We start from the raw sequence: 17267 nt of genomic DNA, 5'->3' as shown, positions 1-17267 counted from the left end.
GCGGCGACATAGTTCTCCACAGGCCATACTCGGGTCGGCTTATCCCCGGAGATACTCAGGTTAACAAATCATTTCCTGTGCGGTCGGCCAGGTCAGACGAGATTGACGCGCCTTACGGCAGGGTGGCGCGCAACCGATTTTCGGACCGACAGCCACAGGAGGCCCCCCCGTGTCACAGATCTCACCCAGACTGCACCTGCCTTTTCTGCAACCTTCGCAGGCCCAAAAACACGTCATCCACAATGAAGCACTGCGACAGCTTGATCTGGTCGTTCAACTTTCAGTGCAGACGACCAATGCCAGCACCCCACCCGTAGTCCCCGAGCAGGGCGATATCTATGCTCTGGGCGCCACCCCCACCGGGGACTGGGCAGGACATGCAAGAGAGCTTGCCGCATGGCTGGACAACGCCTGGCATTTCTTGACCCCGTATGCGGGCTGGCGTGCCTGGGATGAGGCCACTGGTGAACTGAAGTTCTGGAATGGGTCTGACTGGCTGCCCTTGCCCGTCAATACTCAGAACCTGGATGGTATCGGGGTGGCGACAAGTTCGGACGTTACGAATCGCTTGTCTGTCCGAAGCCCGGCCACGCTTCTGAGCCACGAGGGCGGCGGGCATCAGCTGAAGATCAACAAGGCGGGTGCCAGCGATACGGCATCGCTGGTGTTTCAGTCGAACTGGACCGGCCACGCTGAAATGGGGTTATCCGGAAGTACGGGGTTCTCAATCAAAGTGTCCCCTGACGGAGGCACCTGGACGGAGGCTCTGACTTTTGACCCCACGACCGGAACAGCGGCTGGTGCAGCTGTTCAGGGTAATAAGACGGATACCACTCCGGGTCGCCTGATGCGTGCCGACTACGGCTATGGGCCGGGCAACCTTCTGGGGCCGGTATCAGAAGTTGGCGGCACACCAACCGGTGCGGTCATAGAGCGCGGAAGTAATGCCAATGGCGATTTCACGCGTTTAGCTGATGGAACCATGATCTGCACCGCCGCGTTGCCTCCTGTCGCATGCACGACCGCTGAAGGCGCATTGTTTGCAAGCGCTGCAATGACGTGGGACTACCCAGCGCCATTTTCCTCTGCGCCAAGCGTTAGTGGCAGCGCTGGATTTAACAATCGTTTCATCGGGTTTGATGTACCCGAAAACACTCAAGTCACTTGCAGAGCCCTCTCGGTAACTTCGGATACAGCGGCTTTTTCACCAAGTGTCATCGCCATAGGGCGCTGGTTCTGAGTACAGCTGCCGCCTGAACTTTGGTTCGGGCGGTTTTTGTGTAGTCGACCCATTTCTTTAGCAATCGCCGATTTCATTGGACCCGCCACAGACGCCTTGCTCCGGGCGAAAAGCGAGCGACGCAACACCACTCGCCTGGTGGCTGTCTACTGCTGATCCATGCCCAGAATTGTATCTTCTCAGCTGACAATGGCCTTGATTCAACAGTTTCTGCGCTGCACGACGGATTGTAAAAACTTTGTTCCCGCACTTGTTGCCTAAAAAACAACAAGAATACATGGGAACTCAGCAACCATACCTGTAAATCATTGAAACCGGCGCTGGATTCTTCGATTGTGCCCACGCCGTTGATAGTAATTGGCAAAAAAGGATTTGGCAGATGCGCATTGCAATGATCGGCACAGGTTATGTGGGCCTTGTGTCCGGTGTGTGTTTCTCGGACTTCGGACATGATGTGATTTGCGTTGATAAGGCTGAGCAGAAGATCGATATGCTCAAAGCCGGACAGGTGCCTATTTATGAACCGGGTCTGGACGTGCTGATGACTCGAAACGTCGCGGCTGGCCGTCTGAGCTTTACAACCGATCTTGCAGCCGCAGTGGACGGCGCGGATGCTATCTTTATTGCAGTTGGAACGCCAACCCGGCGTGGAGACGGCCATGCGGATCTGACCTATGTGATGGCAGCGGCGGAAGAAATCGCTCAGGCTGTCACCGGGTATACCGTTATCGTCACGAAATCGACTGTGCCCGTCGGAACAAACAGAAAAGTGCAGGAAGCAGTCAAGGCCGCCAACCCCCAGGCCGAATTCGACGTGGCTTCGAACCCTGAATTCCTTCGCGAAGGCGCGGCAATCGACGATTTCATGCGCCCGGACCGCGTCGTGGTCGGCGTGGAAAACGACCACGCAGCCGAAGTGATGGCAGAAATATATCGCCCTCTGTATCTGCGCGACTTCCCGATCCTAACCACCGATCTGGAAAGTGCCGAGATGATTAAATACGCCGCCAACGCGTTTTTGGCGACCAAGATCACCTTCATCAATGAAGTCGCAGGACTGTGCGAAAAAGTTGGCGCGGATGTTAAAGAAGTTGCACGCGGCATCGGCCTTGACGGGCGGATCGGCAACAAATTTCTGCATGCGGGACCCGGCTACGGTGGTTCATGTTTTCCAAAAGACACGGCCGCGTTGGCGCGGATCGGGCAGGACCACGCGCATCCGATGCAGATCACCGAGACCGTCATCCGCGTTAATGACGAAATCAAGAAGCGGATGATCGAGAAAATTCGTGACGCATGTGACGATCATTTCAACGGCAAGACCGTGGCAGTTCTGGGTGTCACGTTCAAACCCAACACAGACGATATGCGCGACGCGCCATCACTGTCCATCGTTCCCGCCCTGATCGGCGGAGGCGCAAAGGTGCGCGTTGTTGACCCACAGGGAAAATCTGAAGGAGAAGCGCTTTTGCCGGGCGTCGAATGGTGCGACGATCCGTATATCGCCGCGCGGGGCGCAGATGTTGTTGTGCTGCTGACGGAATGGAATGAATTCCGCGCGCTGAACCTTTCTGAAATTGCGGCGTCAATGAACACAGCCAGGATGGTTGACCTGCGCAACATCTACTCGAAAACTACGGCGCTGAAGTCAGGGTTCGACACCTATGTCGGTGTTGGGCGCTGAAAGCGTGCTTCCCTCCGCACGCATCTTCAAGTGGTTGACGGATCATAGTGCGGCAGTCCAGACCCGGTAACGGCCTTGGCCGGTGACTTCACGCACCAGACCTCTCCGGGTGAACAGGTCAAAATTCCGCTGAACCGCCGCGCGCGAAGAAATGGTAAGTTCTTCCGCAAGCGGGGCCGAGACCATGGGCCACGCCGCCAGAGCATCAATCAGACGCGGGGGGGTGCGACCGCTCAAATCCTGCGTCGCGTCGCGCGCCTTGCCCTCCCAGGCACTGATCCGGTCGAGGTGCAGCAAGGCCGCAAGAACGGCTTGCCCGGCGCCCTGTATCCAAGACCCTAACTTTTCCGTCGGCCCACCCGTTCCGCGCAACGCACCCGGACCAGACAACGCCAGTGGCATGAACATTGCGCCGCCCCGCCCCATCGAAGCCGCGTGCCGCGCTGCGATGATTGCCGCCTCGGTGTCGTGTCCGACGCCCTGCGATATAGCTCGCCAAGCATGAAACGCGATCGCCGATTGTGTTACCGGGTGCAACCTTTCAGCATTCTGCATGACTTCGGCCAGATCAACGATCGCTTCGGGCGTCGCATCAGAGCCCTGAGCCAGACGGTCGAGAAACGCGGTCAACCCGCTTTCCCACCCGCCTGTAGCCGGGCCTGCGCCTGAGCTCAGACGGCGCACGGCCCAACCTGCCCGAAACAGCGCCTGCACGTCATCGTGGGTCGCGCCGATCCTCAGACCCGCCCACAAAGCCAGGCGGTCTACGCTGACCCGATCCCCTGTCCACCACCCCAGATCGGACGTTTCCATAAGTGCCAAACGGTGCGTCCACCCCTCAGGCCCCGAACGCAGCCGCTCATCCAGAGCGCCAAAGGTCAGGGCAAGATCAGCAAGCTCTGCCGACAATTCTGATTGTGCCGAATGCCAATCGCGCGGATCGAACAACGGGCGCTGATCTGATCGGGGACCAGGCAGAAAGAAATCTTCCTCCACGTCCTGGTCCGGGGGCAAAAACCAAGGGTCGTCCTCTTCTGCCGGATCTCCGTCATAGATACTGGCTGGGCCAAGATCATCGACCTCGTCTTCTGGAAGGGGCATGGTTTTCTTCGACGTCATACCCGGCATTCTTCGGGCATTTGCAACTGTTCACAAGGGTTTTCCATCAGCCCGAGAATGTACGGGTCAACACTTCCAGTTCAGCGCTTAAATCCGTATGCGGGGAACTGCCCAACAGCATATATCCATAACCGCCTTGCTCCCACTTTGCAGTTGCCAAACCGCTCAACACCGATAGTTGGACGTCGGTACTTTGGGCATTCGGTCCTTGGCGAATAACACAGAAGGCAAGTGGTCGACCCTGATCATCGGCAAAAACCACTTGGATCAAGGGCTTGCCTTTGAATGAAAGAACCTGCGCACGCTTCAGCTCCAACCCTGGCAATGCTTCCAGTATGTCCTGATTCAGCGATCGTCCCAACTCGGCTTCGGCCATTGCAAATTGCTTGGCCAGCGACGCGTCCGAGCTGTCCAGCGATGCAATCGTTTCCGGCACGTAAAGTGATTGATAGATCGCGGCCTGCTGGGCCCAGCTTAAATCTGCTGGCCGGGAGGCCCAGAATGTTACGGCGACGGCTGCAAAAGCCGCGCTGGCAGCCACCGCAACAAGACGCAGAAACCCGTTAATGCCGGGCCGCGTCGTTTTTTCCGGCAGGTCCACCTTCGGCGCTTCAGCGGGCAGGTTCTCAAAAACATCCCGAACAACTGGCGCAAACGGATCCAGCGCCATCAGACGATGTTCCAACGTAGCGTCATCTTCAACCGCAGCCTCAATAGCGCGGGTCTGAGCCTCGTCCAGGCTGCCTTCCAGATACGCTAGAAGCGTCTCGTCGGAAAACGTCATTTGCCACTCCGTCGCGCGGTGTCCGCTGCATCAATCTGCATCACGGTTTTAAGCTTCTGCCGGGCATTCGAAAGCCGGCTCATGATCGTGCCAATTGGAACCTCCAACAAGGCAGCTGCTTCGCGATAACTGTACCCCTCAACGAAGACGAGCGTTACCGCTTCGCGCTGTGCCTCAGGCAACTGCATCACTTGATTAAACACTTCAGCCGCGAAAATATTCGTTTCTGTGTCTGGTCCCGTTGCAATCAGATCCGCTTCGGGGGTCACCGACAGCGCCTGCGCGCTCCGAACCGACCGCGAACGCAGCTCATTCAGCCAGATCGACCGGCAGATTGTCATCAACCAGCTGTCCAGACGGTTATGCGACGTCACCTGATGATGTCTTTCAAGCGCGCGCAAACATGTGGCCTGCAACAAATCGTCGGCTACATCTGAGGCACCCGATAATGCCAGCGCAAACCGCCAGACACGCTTCGAATGCGTCTGAACCGCATCGCGGACGGCTTGTTCAGAAGTCATCTCAGCTCTCATCGAATGATCGCGACCTGCTTGTGTTTCTCAATCGCGGATCGGACCCGCAAGGGCAGAATTGCCATATTTAGCAGTGAAATAAAACGAAACTCCTGCTCCAAGCAGTCACGTTTGCGTCTGTAATTGTTGCAGCGCCTGTTTCTGCAACCAACTGGGTGTTGGATACTGGCCATTTGCGGCAGTTGTATTGGTTTCGACCAAAGGCATGGTGTTCCAAAGCACATTAGCCGTTCGATTGCGATTTTTGCTTGCTTGAGTTTTTTGGTATTGGTTGCGGGTTTGAGGGTTAGGTCTTATTTAGCGTGTTTGGATGTTGGGATGGGTTGGTCTGCCGCAGGGTTGCATCTGTCCTTTAGGCGCGGCGGGATATGGGGTATCTGGGCGTGCGCACCGTTTCACGGATTTGGAGAACGCAATGATGAAGCGCGCCTGGAACAAGTGGCGATCGGGCTATATGGGCCGGCTTGTCGGTGAGAGCTTTTATGCGCAGGGCGGGCTTTACGGCGTTGCGATCCTGGCGATGATCGCGGTGGCGGTCACCACCGCCGGCTCGGCTTACATGATGGAATATATCATCGATGCCATGACCAACCCGGAATTGCGGGGATGGGCGCATGTCATTGCGCTGGGGGTTGTGCTTCTGTTCCTGACCAAGGCGGTGGCCTCGTATATTCAGGCCGTTTTTCTGGCACGCGCGGGCAACCGGATTGTGGCCCAGCAGCAGGAGAAGCTGTACCGCAAGCTGGTCCGGCACGGAGTGTCGTTCTTCTCGACCACTGAATCGTCGGATCTGCTGATGCGCACGACCAATGGCGCGCAATCGGCCCGGGGCCTGATCGATGTTCTGGTCACCGGGTTTGTCCGCGATGCCCTGACCCTGGTCGGCCTGATTGCGGTCATGGTGTATCAGCAGCCGGTCCTGTCGGTGATGTTCTTTGTGGTGGGCCCGATTGCCCTGCTGGGGGTGCGGTATCTGCTGAAAAGCGTGCGCTCGATCATGCAGGCCGAGTTCAAATCGCTGGCAGAGATCATCCGGGTGCTGCAGGAGACCTCGGCGGGGATCAAGGTGATCAAGGTGTTTGCGCTTGAAGATCGCATGATCGACCGAATGGAGACCGCGATCCGGAAGGTCGAACAGCGCTCGAACGACATCGCCCGGCTGCAGGCCATTGCCAGCCCGCTGATGGAGTTTCTGGCCGGTCTGGCGGTTGCCGGGGTTCTCATTGTCAGCACGATGGGTATCGCGGGTGCCGAACAGCCGACCGCGGGTCAGCTGATGTCCTTCATCACCGCTTTGCTGATGGCCTATGAACCTGCCAAGCGCCTGTCCAGGATGCGGGTCCAGATTGAAACCTGCATGGTCGGTGTCGGCATGTTGTTCAGCCTGCTGGATCAGGAGGACACGATGGTGGAAAGCCCCGGGCCCGTGACCTGAGTGACGGCCCCGGACAGATCACGCTGCGCAATGTGACCTTTGGCTATCAGGGCACGGTGCCGGTGATCGACAACATGAGCGCCACTTTCGAGGCCGGGAAAACCACCGCCCTTGTCGGCCAGTCCGGTGGTGGCAAATCCACGTTGTTTGGCCTGATCATGCGGTTTTACGACCCCGATCAGGGCAGCGTCGAGATTGATGGCCAGGACCTGAGGGAGGTCAGCTTTGCCTCGCTGCGGCGGAAAATCTCGTATGTCGGTCAGGACACGTTCCTGTTCTCGGCCTCGGTGATGGACAACCTGCGCTGCTCGGCGCCCGATGCAAGCGATGAAGAGGTGATCGCGGCAGCCCGGGCCGCACATGCGCATCAGTTCATCACCGACCTGCCGCAGGGCTATGAGACCCCGGTGGGCGAGAACGGAACCTTTCTGTCGGGCGGTCAGAAACAGCGCATCGCGATTGCCCGTGCCATTCTGCGAAAGGCCGAGATCCTGCTGCTGGACGAGGCCACAAGCGCGCTGGACGCGGAATCGGAATCGCTGGTCAAAGAGGCACTGGACGCCCTGACACAGGATGTCACCGTCATCGTCATCGCCCACCGCCTGTCAACCGTGCTGGAGGCAGACAAGATCATCGTCATCCAGGACGGCGCTATCGCCGAACAGGGAAACCTCGACCAACTCATGCAGAAAAACGGCCCCTTCAAAAACCTCTTCGACCAACAGTTCAACAAACACAAACAAAAAGTCGCACAGTAATAGGGGGAGCTGAAAATCAGATAACCGGAAAGGGTCACGCCTGTTCTGCTGTTGAGTTTGTCTGTGCACAATGAGCGTCTCCGCGCGTTGGTGTTGTGGCGCGGCAAGCGGATCCGGGGTCAGCGTTCGCCGCAATCTGGCGGCAAAGCCTTAGGGTTGCGGTGGCAAAACTGTCCCACCAATAGCCAGCGTCAACTGGCGCGCTGCTTCCATCACCGGGCGGCTCAGCCGTTCGATTTCGGCCGCTCCGACGCGACTGGTTGGCCCGGAAACTGAAAGCCCCGCGACCGCCTCTCTGTTGATATCGAAAACGGGTGCTGCAATGCATCGCATACCCGTAGTCTTTTCTTCGTTATCCACGGAAAAACCCCGCAATCTGATTGCTGCAAGATCTTTCTTCAACGCCTCAGCGCCGGTAATCGACTGATCCGTAAAAGCCTGTAAATTCGCTGAGGCCAACCTTCGGTTCAATCTGTCTTCGTCCATGTGGGCCAATAACGCTTTTCCGATGCCCGACGCGTGCATGGGTGACAATGTACCGGGCGGAAAAAACGCCCGGATACTTTCATGTGTTTCAACCTGGCTCAGGAACAGCACCAGACCTTCTTTCTCAACTCCCAGATTGGCGGTTTCACCCGTGGTTTCCATCAATTTGCGCATGATCGGCCTTGCCCGTTCCACCAGACTGGTACGACGCAAAAACCGCGAGCCGATCACAAACGCCTGCGGGCCAATGTGCCAAACCTGTTCTTCATGGTCGAACTCGACCAGACCCCTGCCCTGTAACGTCACGAGGATGCGATAAACGGTGGCCGGTGCCTGACGCATTTCATCTGAAAGTTCAGTAAGAGCTTTGCCTTGCGCCTGGCTCAGATATTCGAAAACCTCCATCGCCCGATCCAGCGATTTGATCGTATTCTGCGCGGTTTTGTCATCCCACCCCCGCGGTCTTCCCCGGGCTTTGCGACGGAGTTTCGGGTCATTGTCTTGCGATTCCATAAAAGCCCTCTGTCATTTATGAAAGACTATTTCAGGATATGAAAAATATAACTCACTGACAACTATAAGTTAAATCTCTTATCCCGAATTTTGAAATGCGTTTTCAAAAAAATTTCCAATCGGGTTGCTGAAACTTATTGTGCTGGCAAGGACGGAAGGAGACCATCCATGAGCTTTCAAAACCCCGTTTTCATCCCGGGCCCGACGAACATCCCGGAAAGCCTGCGCAAAGCCTGCGATATGCCCACGATCGACCATCGTTCGCCATTGTTCGGGCAAATCCTGCATCCTGCGCGCGCGGGCGTGCGGGACATTCTAAAAAGCGACAGCGCCGAAGTCTTCATTTTCCCGTCGACCGGAACCGGGGGCTGGGAAACCGCCCTGACCAATACGCTGTCCGCCGGTGACAAGGTTCTGGCGGCCCGCAACGGCATGTTCAGCCATCGATGGATCGATATGTGCCAGCGCCATGGGCTGAATGTTGAGATCGTCGAAACCCCGTGGGGCGATGGGCTGCCGGCTGACCGGTACGAAGAAATCCTTGCCGCCGACAAAAGCCATGAGATCAAGGTTGTTCTAGCCACGCATAACGAGACGGCAACTGGCGTAAAGTCGGATATCGCTGCTGTGCGCAAGGCGCTGACTGCCGCGCAACACCCGGCCCTGCTGTTTGTTGATGGTGTCTCATCCATCGCATCGATGGATTTCCGGTTTGATGAATGGGGCGTGGATGTTGCCGTTACGGGGTCGCAGAAGGGTTTCATGTTGCCCGCTGGCCTTGCCATCGTCGGTTTCAGCCGGAAAGCGATGGAAGCAACCAAAACCGGCACTCTGCCCCGCACATTCTTTGACGTCCGGGACATGACCAAGGGATACGCCAACAATGCTTACCCCTATACACCCGCTGTCGGGTTGATGAATGGCCTCAATCAAGCCTGCTCTATGCTGTTGAGTGAAGGTCTGGAGAACGTTTTCGCCCGACACCACCGGATTGCCGAAGGGGTCCGTGCCGCTGTGGGGGCGTGGGGGCTGGAGCTTTGTGCCAGCAGCCCGACGGTCTATTCCGATACCGTAAGCGCAATCCGCACGCCGAACGGCTTCAACGCGACGGATATTGTCACGCACGCAGCTGAAAAATACGGCGTTGCCTTTGGCGTGGGCCTTGGTGAGGTCGCGGGCAAGGTGTTCCGGATCGGGCATCTGGGCAGCCTGACGGATGTCATGGCTCTGTCCGGGATCGCCACTGCCGAGATGTGCATGGTTGACCTGGGACTGAACATCGACCTGGGGTCCGGAGTTGCCGCCGCACAGGAATACTATCGCGGCCATCCCGGTTCCGTTCAGAAGAACGCGGCATGATGAAGGATTGCACAATGTATATCCCAACCTATGACGACATGCTTGCGGCGCATGACCGGATCAAACCCTATATCCGCCGCACCCCGGTGCGAACTTCGGACTTTCTCAATGAACTGTCAGGCGCGCAGCTGTTCTTCAAATGCGAAAACTTTCAGGAACCAGGCGCTTTCAAAGTACGAGGTGCTGCGAATGCGGTTTTTGGGCTGGATGAGAAACAGGCTGAAAAAGGTGTCGCCACCCATTCTTCGGGCAATCACGCCTCGTGCCTGTCTTATGCCGCGATGAAACGGGGCATTCCCTGCAACGTGGTCATGCCTCGGACAGCGCCGCAGGCCAAGAAGGATACGGTCCGCCGTTATGGAGGGAAGATTACAGAATGCGAACCCTCCACCTCGTCGCGCGAAGCGACATTTGCCGAGGTTCAGGCGGCTACGGGCGGTGACTTTGTTCATCCCTACAACGATCCTCGGGTCATCGCCGGGCAAGGCACCTGTTCGCGAGAGTTTATCGAGCAGACCGACGGTCTGGACGCAGTCGTCGCGCCAATCGGCGGCGGTGGCATGGTATCCGGAACATGTTTGACCCTGTCCAATCTGGCCCCAGAAACAGCGGTCATCGCGGCAGAACCCGAACAGGCAGACGACGCCTATCGCAGCTTCAAGGCCGGTCATATCATCGCGGATGATGCGCCGAAGACGATTGCTGACGGGCTGCTGGTGCCGCTGAAGGATCTCACCTGGCATTTCGTATCGAACCACGTTTCAGAGATTTACACTGCCTCCGAGCAGGAGATCATCGATGCGATGAAACTGACATGGAAGCACCTGCGGATTGTGATGGAGCCATCTTCGGCCGTTCCGCTGGCCACGGTTCTCAAGAACCCGGACGCCTTCAAGGGCAAGCGTGTCGGATTGATTGTTACAGGGGGCAATGTCGATCTGGACCGGCTGCCCTGGATGAACGCCTGAATATACCCCAACAAAAAACAATCCCGGTATAGGATTACGGAGATGAAAGATATGAGCACTCTCGACCAGTTCGAAGTAGGTTACGACATTCCGGCCAAGCCTGGCATGGACGAAGCAGATATCCAGACACCCAGCCTGATTTTGGATCTCGACGCGCTTGAACGCAATATCAGGAAGATGGGCGATTATGCCAAGGCGCACGGGATGCGTCACCGCGTGCATGGTAAAATGCACAAGTCGGTCGACGTGGCCAAGCTGCAAGAGAAAATCGGTGGTGCCGTCGGTGTCTGCTGCCAGAAAGTTTCCGAGGCCGAAGTGTTCGTTCGTGGTGGGATCAAGGACGTTCTGGTTTCGAACCAGGTGCGTGACCCGGCCAAAATTGACCGCCTCGCACGCCTGCCAAAACTGGGCAGCCGCATTATTGTATGTGTCGACGATCTGGAAAACGTCGCCGACCTTTCGGCGGCGGCAGTCCGGCATGGAACACAGCTGGAAGTCTTCGTGGAAATCGATTGCGGCGCAGGTCGGTGCGGGGTCACAACGACACCCGAAGTGATTGAAATCGCCAAGGCGGTTGAGGCTGCTGACAACCTGAAATTCAGCGGAATTCAGGCCTATCAGGGCGCAATGCAACACCTCGACAGCTATGAGGCACGCAAGGAGAAACTGGATACCGCCATCGCGATGGTCAAAGACGCAGTAGACGGCCTTAAAGCCGAGGGTATCGAGTGCGAGCTGGTCTCGGGCGGCGGTACTGGGTCATACTACTTCAGATCCAACTCGGGCGTGTATAATGAGCTGCAATGCGGGTCTTATGCGTTCATGGATGCCGATTACGGTCGCATCCTGGACGAGAACGGCAACCGGATCGACCAGGGCGAATGGGAAAACGCATTCTTCATCCTGACCAGCGTCATGAGCCACGCCAAGGCTGACAAGGCAATCGTCGATGCGGGTCTCAAGGCGCAGTCGGTGGATAGCGGTCTGCCTGTTGTTTTCGGGCGTGACGATGTCGAATACATCAAATGCTCGGATGAACATGGCGTCGTGATGGATCCGAGCGGGGCGCTCAAGGTCAATGACAAGCTGAAGTTGGTGCCGGGGCACTGTGACCCAACCGCAAACGTGCATGATTGGTATGTGGGCGTCCGGAATGGCAAGGTCGAATGCGTGTGGCCAGTGTCAGCCCGCGGCCGCGCGTACTGAGCCTGATTGCTCAAAGAATAAGCTTTCGGCCAAACATGGCCGGACAGTCGCCCGTGCGCGCCCGCTTTTGTCGGTGAAACGCACGGGCGCACGAATTTCGAATGGAGAATGACATGCTGATCGTACCCGAGCGCGAAATCGCCAACCTCATGACCCGCGACGCGGCCTTTGAAGCCGTCGAACAGGTCTTTGCCTCTATGGCCGCAGGGGACGCCTACAACTTTCCTGTCGTGCGCGAAGCCATCGGGCATGAGGATGCTCTGTACGGCTTTAAAGGCGGGTTTGATCGCGCCGGGCTGACACTGGGCCTGAAGGCCGGGGGGTATTGGCCGAACAACCTGGAAAAGCGCGGGTTGATCAATCACCAATCCACTGTTTTTCTTTTTGACCCTGACACCGGGAAACCGTCGGCGATGGTTGGCGGCAACCTTTTGACGGCCTTGCGCACTGCGGCGGCCTCTTCTGTATCTATCAAGCACCTTGCCCGTGCGGGCGCGCGGGTGATCGGTATGATCGGGGCCGGGCATCAGGCAACCTTTCAGCTACGCTCGGCGCTGGAGACCCACACCTTTGAAAAGGTCCTTGGCTGGAACTACCACCCCGAGATGCTGCCCAACATTGAAAAGGTCGCCAGTGAAGCCGGTGTTCCGTTTGAAGCAGTCGAACTTGATGGCATGACCGAAGCGGATGTCATAATCTCGATCACCTCGGCTTTTGCGCCATCGCTGATGGCAAACCATGTCAGCCCTGGAACGCATATCGCGTGCATGGGAACGGACACCAAGGGCAAGCAGGAAGTCGAGGCGGCGTTGCTGGCCAAAGCATCTGTATTCACAGATGAAATCGCACAGTCGATTTCGATTGGCGAGCTCAACACGCCGTGGCACAGGGCCTGATCAGGAAAGTGACCTGGTCCAGTTGGGTGCGGTCATCAACGGAACGAACCCGGGCCGGACATCAGACGATCAGATCACGTTGTTCGATGGCACTGGCGTAGGTCTTCAGGATCTGGCGGTTGCTGCGTCTGTTGTCGAGCTGGCCGTACAGAAAGGCATCGCGATTGAGGTCGATTTCTGATGGCATCCCCGTATGGTCGCCTAAGCGTCGCGTCGAAATACGCGTTTCTTATGTGAGCGATGGGCCAAGCCTGCCAGGCCTGAAACCAAAAAGCGGCGCACTACGTACGCCGCTTTTTCATCTACAATTCCGGGCTGAACCGGTCAGACGTGATCGTCCTGTTTGATAAAGCCCAACCCGTGGCCTGCCATTCCACCGGACACCTCTTCCGTCGCTTCATCCGAAAGCTCTTCGGGCAGAACCAGATTCAAGACAATGGCAATGATAGCAGCAGGCAATATCCCGGATGTCGCCAGAACTTTGAGAGTTCCGGGCAGATGCTGTAAAGCGCCGGGCTCTAATTGCAAGCCCAGACCCAGGCTGAGTGAAATCGCAAAGATCACCATGTTGCGGCGGTTCCACGTCACGTCCGACAGCATCGAGACACCAGCTGCAACCACCATACCGAACATCACGATCACACCGCCGCCCAGAACCTCGATCGGAACGGACGAGATCACCGCGCCGATCTTGGGGATAAGCCCGCATATGATCAGGAACAGGGCACCTATGGTTACGACCGTGCGGCTCATGACGCCGGTCATCGCGATCAGGCCGACATTCTGACTGAACGACGTGTTCGGCAGGGCCCCAAAGATGCCTGATACAGCAGTTCCAAGACCATCGGCAAAAGTCGCGCCCTGAATTTCCTTGTCGGTTGCCTCGCGTCCCGCGCCCCCTTTGGTGATACCGGACACATCCCCGACCGTTTCAACAGCCGACACGAAAGACATCGCACAGAACCCAATGATCGCCGCGAATGAAAACTCGATACCGAAGTGAAACGGGTTCGGCATGGCAAACGGAGACGCGCGCCCGACATTGCCCAAATTCACCTGACCCAGTGCGAATGCCACCACGTAGCCGACCAACAGGCCAATCAGAACCGCCGACACCGACAGCATACCACGGGCAAAAAACTTCAGGCCCAAAGTAACAACAATCACAGTTCCGGCCATGAGCCAGTTCAGACCAGAGCCGTACTCTTCGGTACCGATGGCGGGTACACCGCCTGCCGCGTACTGGATGCCGACTTTGACAAGCGCAAGCCCGATCATGGTGACAACAAGACCGGTAACCAAGGGCGGAAGCGCAAAGCGAATACGGCCAATGAACAACCCAAGGCTGGCATGAAACAGGCCGCCAACGACTATACCACCCATCAATACGGCAATCGCATCAACGCCCTTTCCAACCACCAACGGGATCATGATCGGAATAAAGGCAAATGACGTCCCCTGCACGATTGGCAGGCGGGCACCAACAGGCCCCAGCCCAATGGTCTGGAACAGTGTCGCAACACCCGCAAAGAACATCGACATCTGGATCATGTAAATCATCTGCGGGAAATCGGGGCTGTTCGAACCAAACCCGAAACCCGCCGCACCGCAAACGATGATCGCTGGCGTGACGTTGGAAACGAACATCGCCAGCACGTGCTGAATTCCCAAAGGAACCGCCTTCAGAATTGGCGGGGTGTAGTTCGGGTCACGGAGCTGCTCCGGCGTCCCTAAAGTTGCATCTGACATCGCGTTTTTCCTCCCAAAAAACTACGTGGGCCGGCCCCTCTTCCGGCAATGTCCCCTATTCAGTGATCGTGTAGGCATTCTGGAACCAATACTCCTCAAGGTTTGGCCCGTTTCCTATTCGGTCGACCACGGCGAACAACCCAGGGGGATGAAGCGGTGTCAGAACCCCGTGCCAGGTGTTCCGGTGATAATTCACGCCCTGTCCGGGCGCGGTGATGAATGCAACAGGCTCACCCGGCACACCCGCGTTGTCGGGCGCCACAACAACGACAAAGGGTTTATCTGAAAGCGGCAGAAAGGCCTGGCTGCCGTCGGGGTGGCGCTCGACCATTTCAAGTTTGATAGGCAGGTTGAAGGCCCGGGATTGGAAAACGCTGATCCCTGCGCGCCCTCATGGAAATCCAGCTGGGCGCGATCATGGTATCGTGCGCATTTTCCCTGATTGATGTATTTGTCCACCGCCCCAGACACCTCGATGACATCGCCGAACGGCGCAAAGGCCTCGGCGGTCAGTGGCCGGAGTTTCAGCGTGGATGTCATTGCGCGAATTTCTCGATCAACCGCAACTCGGCAATCCGTTCGACCTGACGGCAGGCCTCAGCGAATTCGGTGTCTCGGTCACTATCTATCCGACGGTGAAAAGCCTCCAGAATGCTTGCTTTGGTGTTGTCCTTGACCGCAATGATAAAAGGAAAGCCGAACTTGGTTGTGTAGGCGTCGTTCAGGGTCGTGAAGGTCACACGTTCTTCATCCGTCAGCATGTCCAGACCTGCCCCAGCCTGTTCTGCCGTGCTTTCCTTGGTCAGACGTCCCGCAGCAGCAAGTTTGCCTGCCAAATCAGGGTGGGCTGTCAGGACGCCAAGCCGCTGCTCGGTTGTGGCGGAACGGAATACGCGCGCCAGCGCGTTGTGAACACCTGCGGCATTGTCATGTGTGGGGCCCAGCTCCAGATCAAAGGCCGCTTGGGCAATCCACGGGCTGTGTTCGAACACACCGCCAAATTCAGCAACAAAATTTGGCCGGTCCATTTCCGACGGGGTCAGCCGTTGACTTGGCGGATGCGTTTGCGCCCAGTGATCAGCAATTTGTTCGCGGGTGGCAAACCAGACCCCGTCATGTTTCTTGAAGTGGTCGAGTGCGCGTTTCAGGGCCATGGCGCGACCAGGGCGGCCGATGAGGCGGCAATGCAGTCCGATCGAAAGCATCTTCGGCTCGCCCGCTTGGCCTTCGGCGTAGAGCATGTCGAAGCTGTCCTTGAGATAGCTTTCAAACTGTTCGCCGTTGGTATAGCCCGCCTGAATTGCAAACCGCATATCGTTGCAATCCATTGTGTAAGGCACGATCAACTGATCCTTGCCACCAGCCTTGACCCAATAAGGCAAATCGTCGGCATAGCTGTCGGCAATATAGGCCAGCTCGCCTTCGGCGGCGGCCAGATCGACCGTGTTCATCGAACAGCGGCCCGTGTACCAGCCACGCGGTGGTTTGCCCACAACCTCGGCATGAAGCCGGATCGCTTCACGGATCTGGGCGCGTTCTTCTTCCGCATCCATGTCCTTGTGCTCAACCCATTTCAGGCCATGGCTGGCAATCTCCCAGCCTGCGGCCTTCATCGCCGCAACCTGCGCCGGTGCACGGGCCAATGCTGTGGCAACGCCATAAACCGTGACAGGAAGGTCCTGCAAAAGCCGATGCACCCGCCAGAACCCTGTGCGGCTGCCGTATTCGTAAATGGATTCCATGTTCCAGTGCCTTTGCCCCGGCCAAGGGGCCGCACCAGTGATTTCGGAAAGAAACGCCTCGGATGCGGCATCCCCGTGCAAAACGTTGTTTTCGCCGCCTTCTTCATAGTTCAGCACAATCTGAACTGCGATTTTGGCCCCGTTTGGCCAGTTTGCGTTTGGCACTTGCCGGCCATAGCCGGTCATGTCTCGTGGATACCGCGTCACATCAATTTCCCTCTTGGTGAAAAGACGAATAACCCAAACAATCACCTATGTTTTTCAAAAAATACTGTAAGCAGTCTTTTGACAGACTGCCTTTGCCTGCCGCAAGGGTATTGCAATAGTAACAGCGATGCTTAGCGAGAGGTGCAAATGGCCGGTTACCTTACAACACATGTCCTGGATACGGCACGGGGCTGCCCTGCCAAAGGGATGAAGATCGAGTTGTTCCGGATCAACGGAACAGACCGCGCGTTGCTGAAAACTCTGCTCACCAACGAAGACGGTCGCACCGATGAACAAATCCTTCCCGAAGCCGAGTTTTCGACAGGCGAATACGAATTGGTGTTTCATGCGGGCGAATACCTCGACGCCAGTGGCGTGCCGCCTGAAAGCCCGCGTTTTCTGGAATTGATTCCGATCCGGTTCGGAATGTCCGAACACGCCCATTATCATGTTCCGCTACTACTTTCGCCTTTCAGCTACGCGACCTATCGCGGAAGCTGAGCGTTGCGCCGCGTGATCCTGTAGACTGACATTGTATTGTTATTTTTGATACTGCTTGATCTTTCGTAGCAATACCCGATGAAAACT

14 protein-coding genes and 2 pseudogenes are annotated in these 17267 nt (G+C 57.0%); 9 read left to right on the top strand and 7 right to left on the bottom strand.

Annotated elements, in window-relative coordinates; all coding sequences use genetic code 11:
• Positions 1 to 169 precede the first annotated feature (169 nt).
• Complete coding sequence (locus ACR3FC_RS16890; protein WP_480477023.1) at positions 170 to 1240, top strand: DUF2793 domain-containing protein; 1071 nt, start codon at positions 170 to 172, stop codon at positions 1238 to 1240.
• A gap of 379 nt (positions 1241 to 1619) precedes the next feature.
• The gene (locus tag ACR3FC_RS16885) at positions 1620 to 2924 is read left to right on the top strand and encodes a UDP-glucose dehydrogenase family protein (protein WP_480477021.1); all 1305 of its coding nucleotides are present in this window, start codon (positions 1620 to 1622) and stop codon (positions 2922 to 2924) included.
• A 42-nt stretch (positions 2925 to 2966) separates the two neighbouring features.
• On the opposite strand, the gene ACR3FC_RS16880 is transcribed toward ACR3FC_RS16885, so the two are convergent.
• The 3 genes from ACR3FC_RS16880 to ACR3FC_RS16870 all read right to left on the bottom strand — a co-directional run bounded on the left by ACR3FC_RS16880 (position 2967) and on the right by ACR3FC_RS16870 (position 5348).
• On the bottom strand, positions 2967 to 4025 hold the full coding sequence (locus tag ACR3FC_RS16880; protein ID WP_480477019.1) for a helix-turn-helix domain-containing protein: 1059 nt from the start codon (positions 4023 to 4025) through the stop codon (positions 2967 to 2969).
• 64 nt (positions 4026 to 4089) lie between these two features.
• Positions 4090 to 4827, bottom strand: coding sequence for an anti-sigma factor (locus ACR3FC_RS16875; protein WP_480477017.1), 738 nt, complete (start codon positions 4825 to 4827; stop codon positions 4090 to 4092).
• On the bottom strand, positions 4824 to 5348 hold the full coding sequence (locus tag ACR3FC_RS16870; RefSeq protein WP_480477015.1) for an RNA polymerase sigma factor: 525 nt from the start codon (positions 5346 to 5348) through the stop codon (positions 4824 to 4826). Before ACR3FC_RS16870 ends, ACR3FC_RS16875 begins: the two co-directional genes overlap by 4 nt.
• Positions 5349 to 5775: 427 nt before the next feature.
• Here ACR3FC_RS16870 and ACR3FC_RS16865 point away from each other — a divergent pair, with 427 nt between their 5' ends.
• Positions 5776 to 6795, top strand: a complete 1020-nt coding sequence (locus ACR3FC_RS16865; protein ID WP_480477013.1) for an ABC transporter permease — start codon at positions 5776 to 5778, stop codon at positions 6793 to 6795.
• A 32-nt stretch (positions 6796 to 6827) separates the two neighbouring features.
• Complete coding sequence (locus ACR3FC_RS16860; RefSeq protein WP_480477011.1) at positions 6828 to 7553, top strand: ABC transporter ATP-binding protein; 726 nt, start codon at positions 6828 to 6830, stop codon at positions 7551 to 7553.
• Positions 7554 to 7703: 150 nt separating this feature from the next.
• On the opposite strand, the gene bhcR is transcribed toward ACR3FC_RS16860, so the two are convergent.
• Positions 7704 to 8552, bottom strand: coding sequence for an HTH-type transcriptional regulator BhcR (bhcR, locus tag ACR3FC_RS16855; RefSeq protein WP_480477009.1), 849 nt, complete (start codon positions 8550 to 8552; stop codon positions 7704 to 7706).
• Positions 8553 to 8720: 168 nt separating this feature from the next.
• On the opposite strand from bhcR, the gene bhcA reads away from it, so the two are divergent.
• From bhcA to bhcD, 4 genes and pseudogenes are all read left to right on the top strand, one after another.
• The gene (gene bhcA, locus ACR3FC_RS16850) at positions 8721 to 9911 is read left to right on the top strand and encodes an L-aspartate--glyoxylate aminotransferase BhcA (RefSeq protein WP_480477007.1); all 1191 of its coding nucleotides are present in this window, start codon (positions 8721 to 8723) and stop codon (positions 9909 to 9911) included.
• Positions 9911 to 10879 carry a beta-hydroxyaspartate dehydratase BhcB gene (gene bhcB / locus ACR3FC_RS16845; protein WP_480478189.1) on the top strand — a complete coding sequence of 323 codons (969 nt, stop codon included), beginning with the start codon at positions 9911 to 9913 and terminating at the stop codon, positions 10877 to 10879. The genes bhcA and bhcB overlap by 1 nt, the downstream gene beginning before the upstream one ends.
• Positions 10880 to 10921: 42 nt before the next feature.
• Complete coding sequence (gene bhcC / locus ACR3FC_RS16840; protein ID WP_480477005.1) at positions 10922 to 12085, top strand: 3-hydroxy-D-aspartate aldolase BhcC; 1164 nt, start codon at positions 10922 to 10924, stop codon at positions 12083 to 12085.
• A 113-nt stretch (positions 12086 to 12198) separates the two neighbouring features.
• Positions 12199 to 13162 (top strand): annotated as a pseudogene (gene bhcD / locus ACR3FC_RS16835) (iminosuccinate reductase BhcD).
• A gap of 143 nt (positions 13163 to 13305) precedes the next feature.
• Here bhcD and ACR3FC_RS16830 read toward each other — a convergent pair.
• From ACR3FC_RS16830 to puuE, 3 genes and pseudogenes are all read right to left on the bottom strand, one after another.
• A complete protein-coding gene (locus tag ACR3FC_RS16830) occupies positions 13306 to 14730 on the bottom strand; it encodes a uracil-xanthine permease family protein (protein WP_480477003.1) in 1425 nt (474 codons plus the stop codon).
• Positions 14731 to 14785: 55 nt separating this feature from the next.
• A pseudogene (locus ACR3FC_RS16825) lies at positions 14786 to 15270 on the bottom strand (ureidoglycolate lyase).
• Positions 15267 to 16679: an allantoinase PuuE gene (puuE, locus tag ACR3FC_RS16820; protein WP_480477001.1), complete on the bottom strand. Its 1413-nt coding sequence runs from the start codon at positions 16677 to 16679 to the stop codon at positions 15267 to 15269. Before puuE ends, ACR3FC_RS16825 begins: the two are co-directional and overlap by 4 nt.
• A 147-nt stretch (positions 16680 to 16826) precedes the next feature.
• Here puuE and uraH point away from each other — a divergent pair, with 147 nt between their 5' ends.
• The gene (uraH, locus tag ACR3FC_RS16815) at positions 16827 to 17180 is read left to right on the top strand and encodes a hydroxyisourate hydrolase (RefSeq protein ID WP_480476999.1); all 354 of its coding nucleotides are present in this window, start codon (positions 16827 to 16829) and stop codon (positions 17178 to 17180) included.
• The last annotated feature ends 87 nt before the right edge of the window (positions 17181 to 17267 follow it).

Source organism: Ruegeria sp. AF3 (assembly GCF_056536285.1).
The sequence above is the reverse complement of the archived record's forward strand: the minus strand, read 5'-3'. Positions and strand labels throughout refer to the sequence as shown.

Bases quoted from the DNA above. Each gene is read 5' to 3' on its own strand.
- uraH (WP_480476999.1), top strand. From the start codon at position 16,827: ATGGCCGGTTACCTTACAACACATGTCCTGGATACGGCACGGGGCTGC.
- ACR3FC_RS16885 (WP_480477021.1), top strand. From the start codon at position 1,620: ATGCGCATTGCAATGATCGGCACAGGTTATGTGGGCCTTGTGTCCGGT.
- bhcC (WP_480477005.1), top strand. From the start codon at position 10,922: ATGAAAGATATGAGCACTCTCGACCAGTTCGAAGTAGGTTACGACATT.
- ACR3FC_RS16870 (WP_480477015.1), bottom strand. From the start codon at position 5,348: ATGACTTCTGAACAAGCCGTCCGCGATGCGGTTCAGACGCATTCGAAG.
- bhcA (WP_480477007.1), top strand. From the start codon at position 8,721: ATGAGCTTTCAAAACCCCGTTTTCATCCCGGGCCCGACGAACATCCCG.
- ACR3FC_RS16865 (WP_480477013.1), top strand. From the start codon at position 5,776: ATGATGAAGCGCGCCTGGAACAAGTGGCGATCGGGCTATATGGGCCGG.
- ACR3FC_RS16830 (WP_480477003.1), bottom strand. From the start codon at position 14,730: ATGTCAGATGCAACTTTAGGGACGCCGGAGCAGCTCCGTGACCCGAAC.
- ACR3FC_RS16880 (WP_480477019.1), bottom strand. From the start codon at position 4,025: ATGCCCCTTCCAGAAGACGAGGTCGATGATCTTGGCCCAGCCAGTATC.
- ACR3FC_RS16875 (WP_480477017.1), bottom strand. From the start codon at position 4,827: ATGACGTTTTCCGACGAGACGCTTCTAGCGTATCTGGAAGGCAGCCTG.
- bhcR (WP_480477009.1), bottom strand. From the start codon at position 8,552: ATGGAATCGCAAGACAATGACCCGAAACTCCGTCGCAAAGCCCGGGGA.
- bhcB (WP_480478189.1), top strand. From the start codon at position 9,911: ATGAAGGATTGCACAATGTATATCCCAACCTATGACGACATGCTTGCG.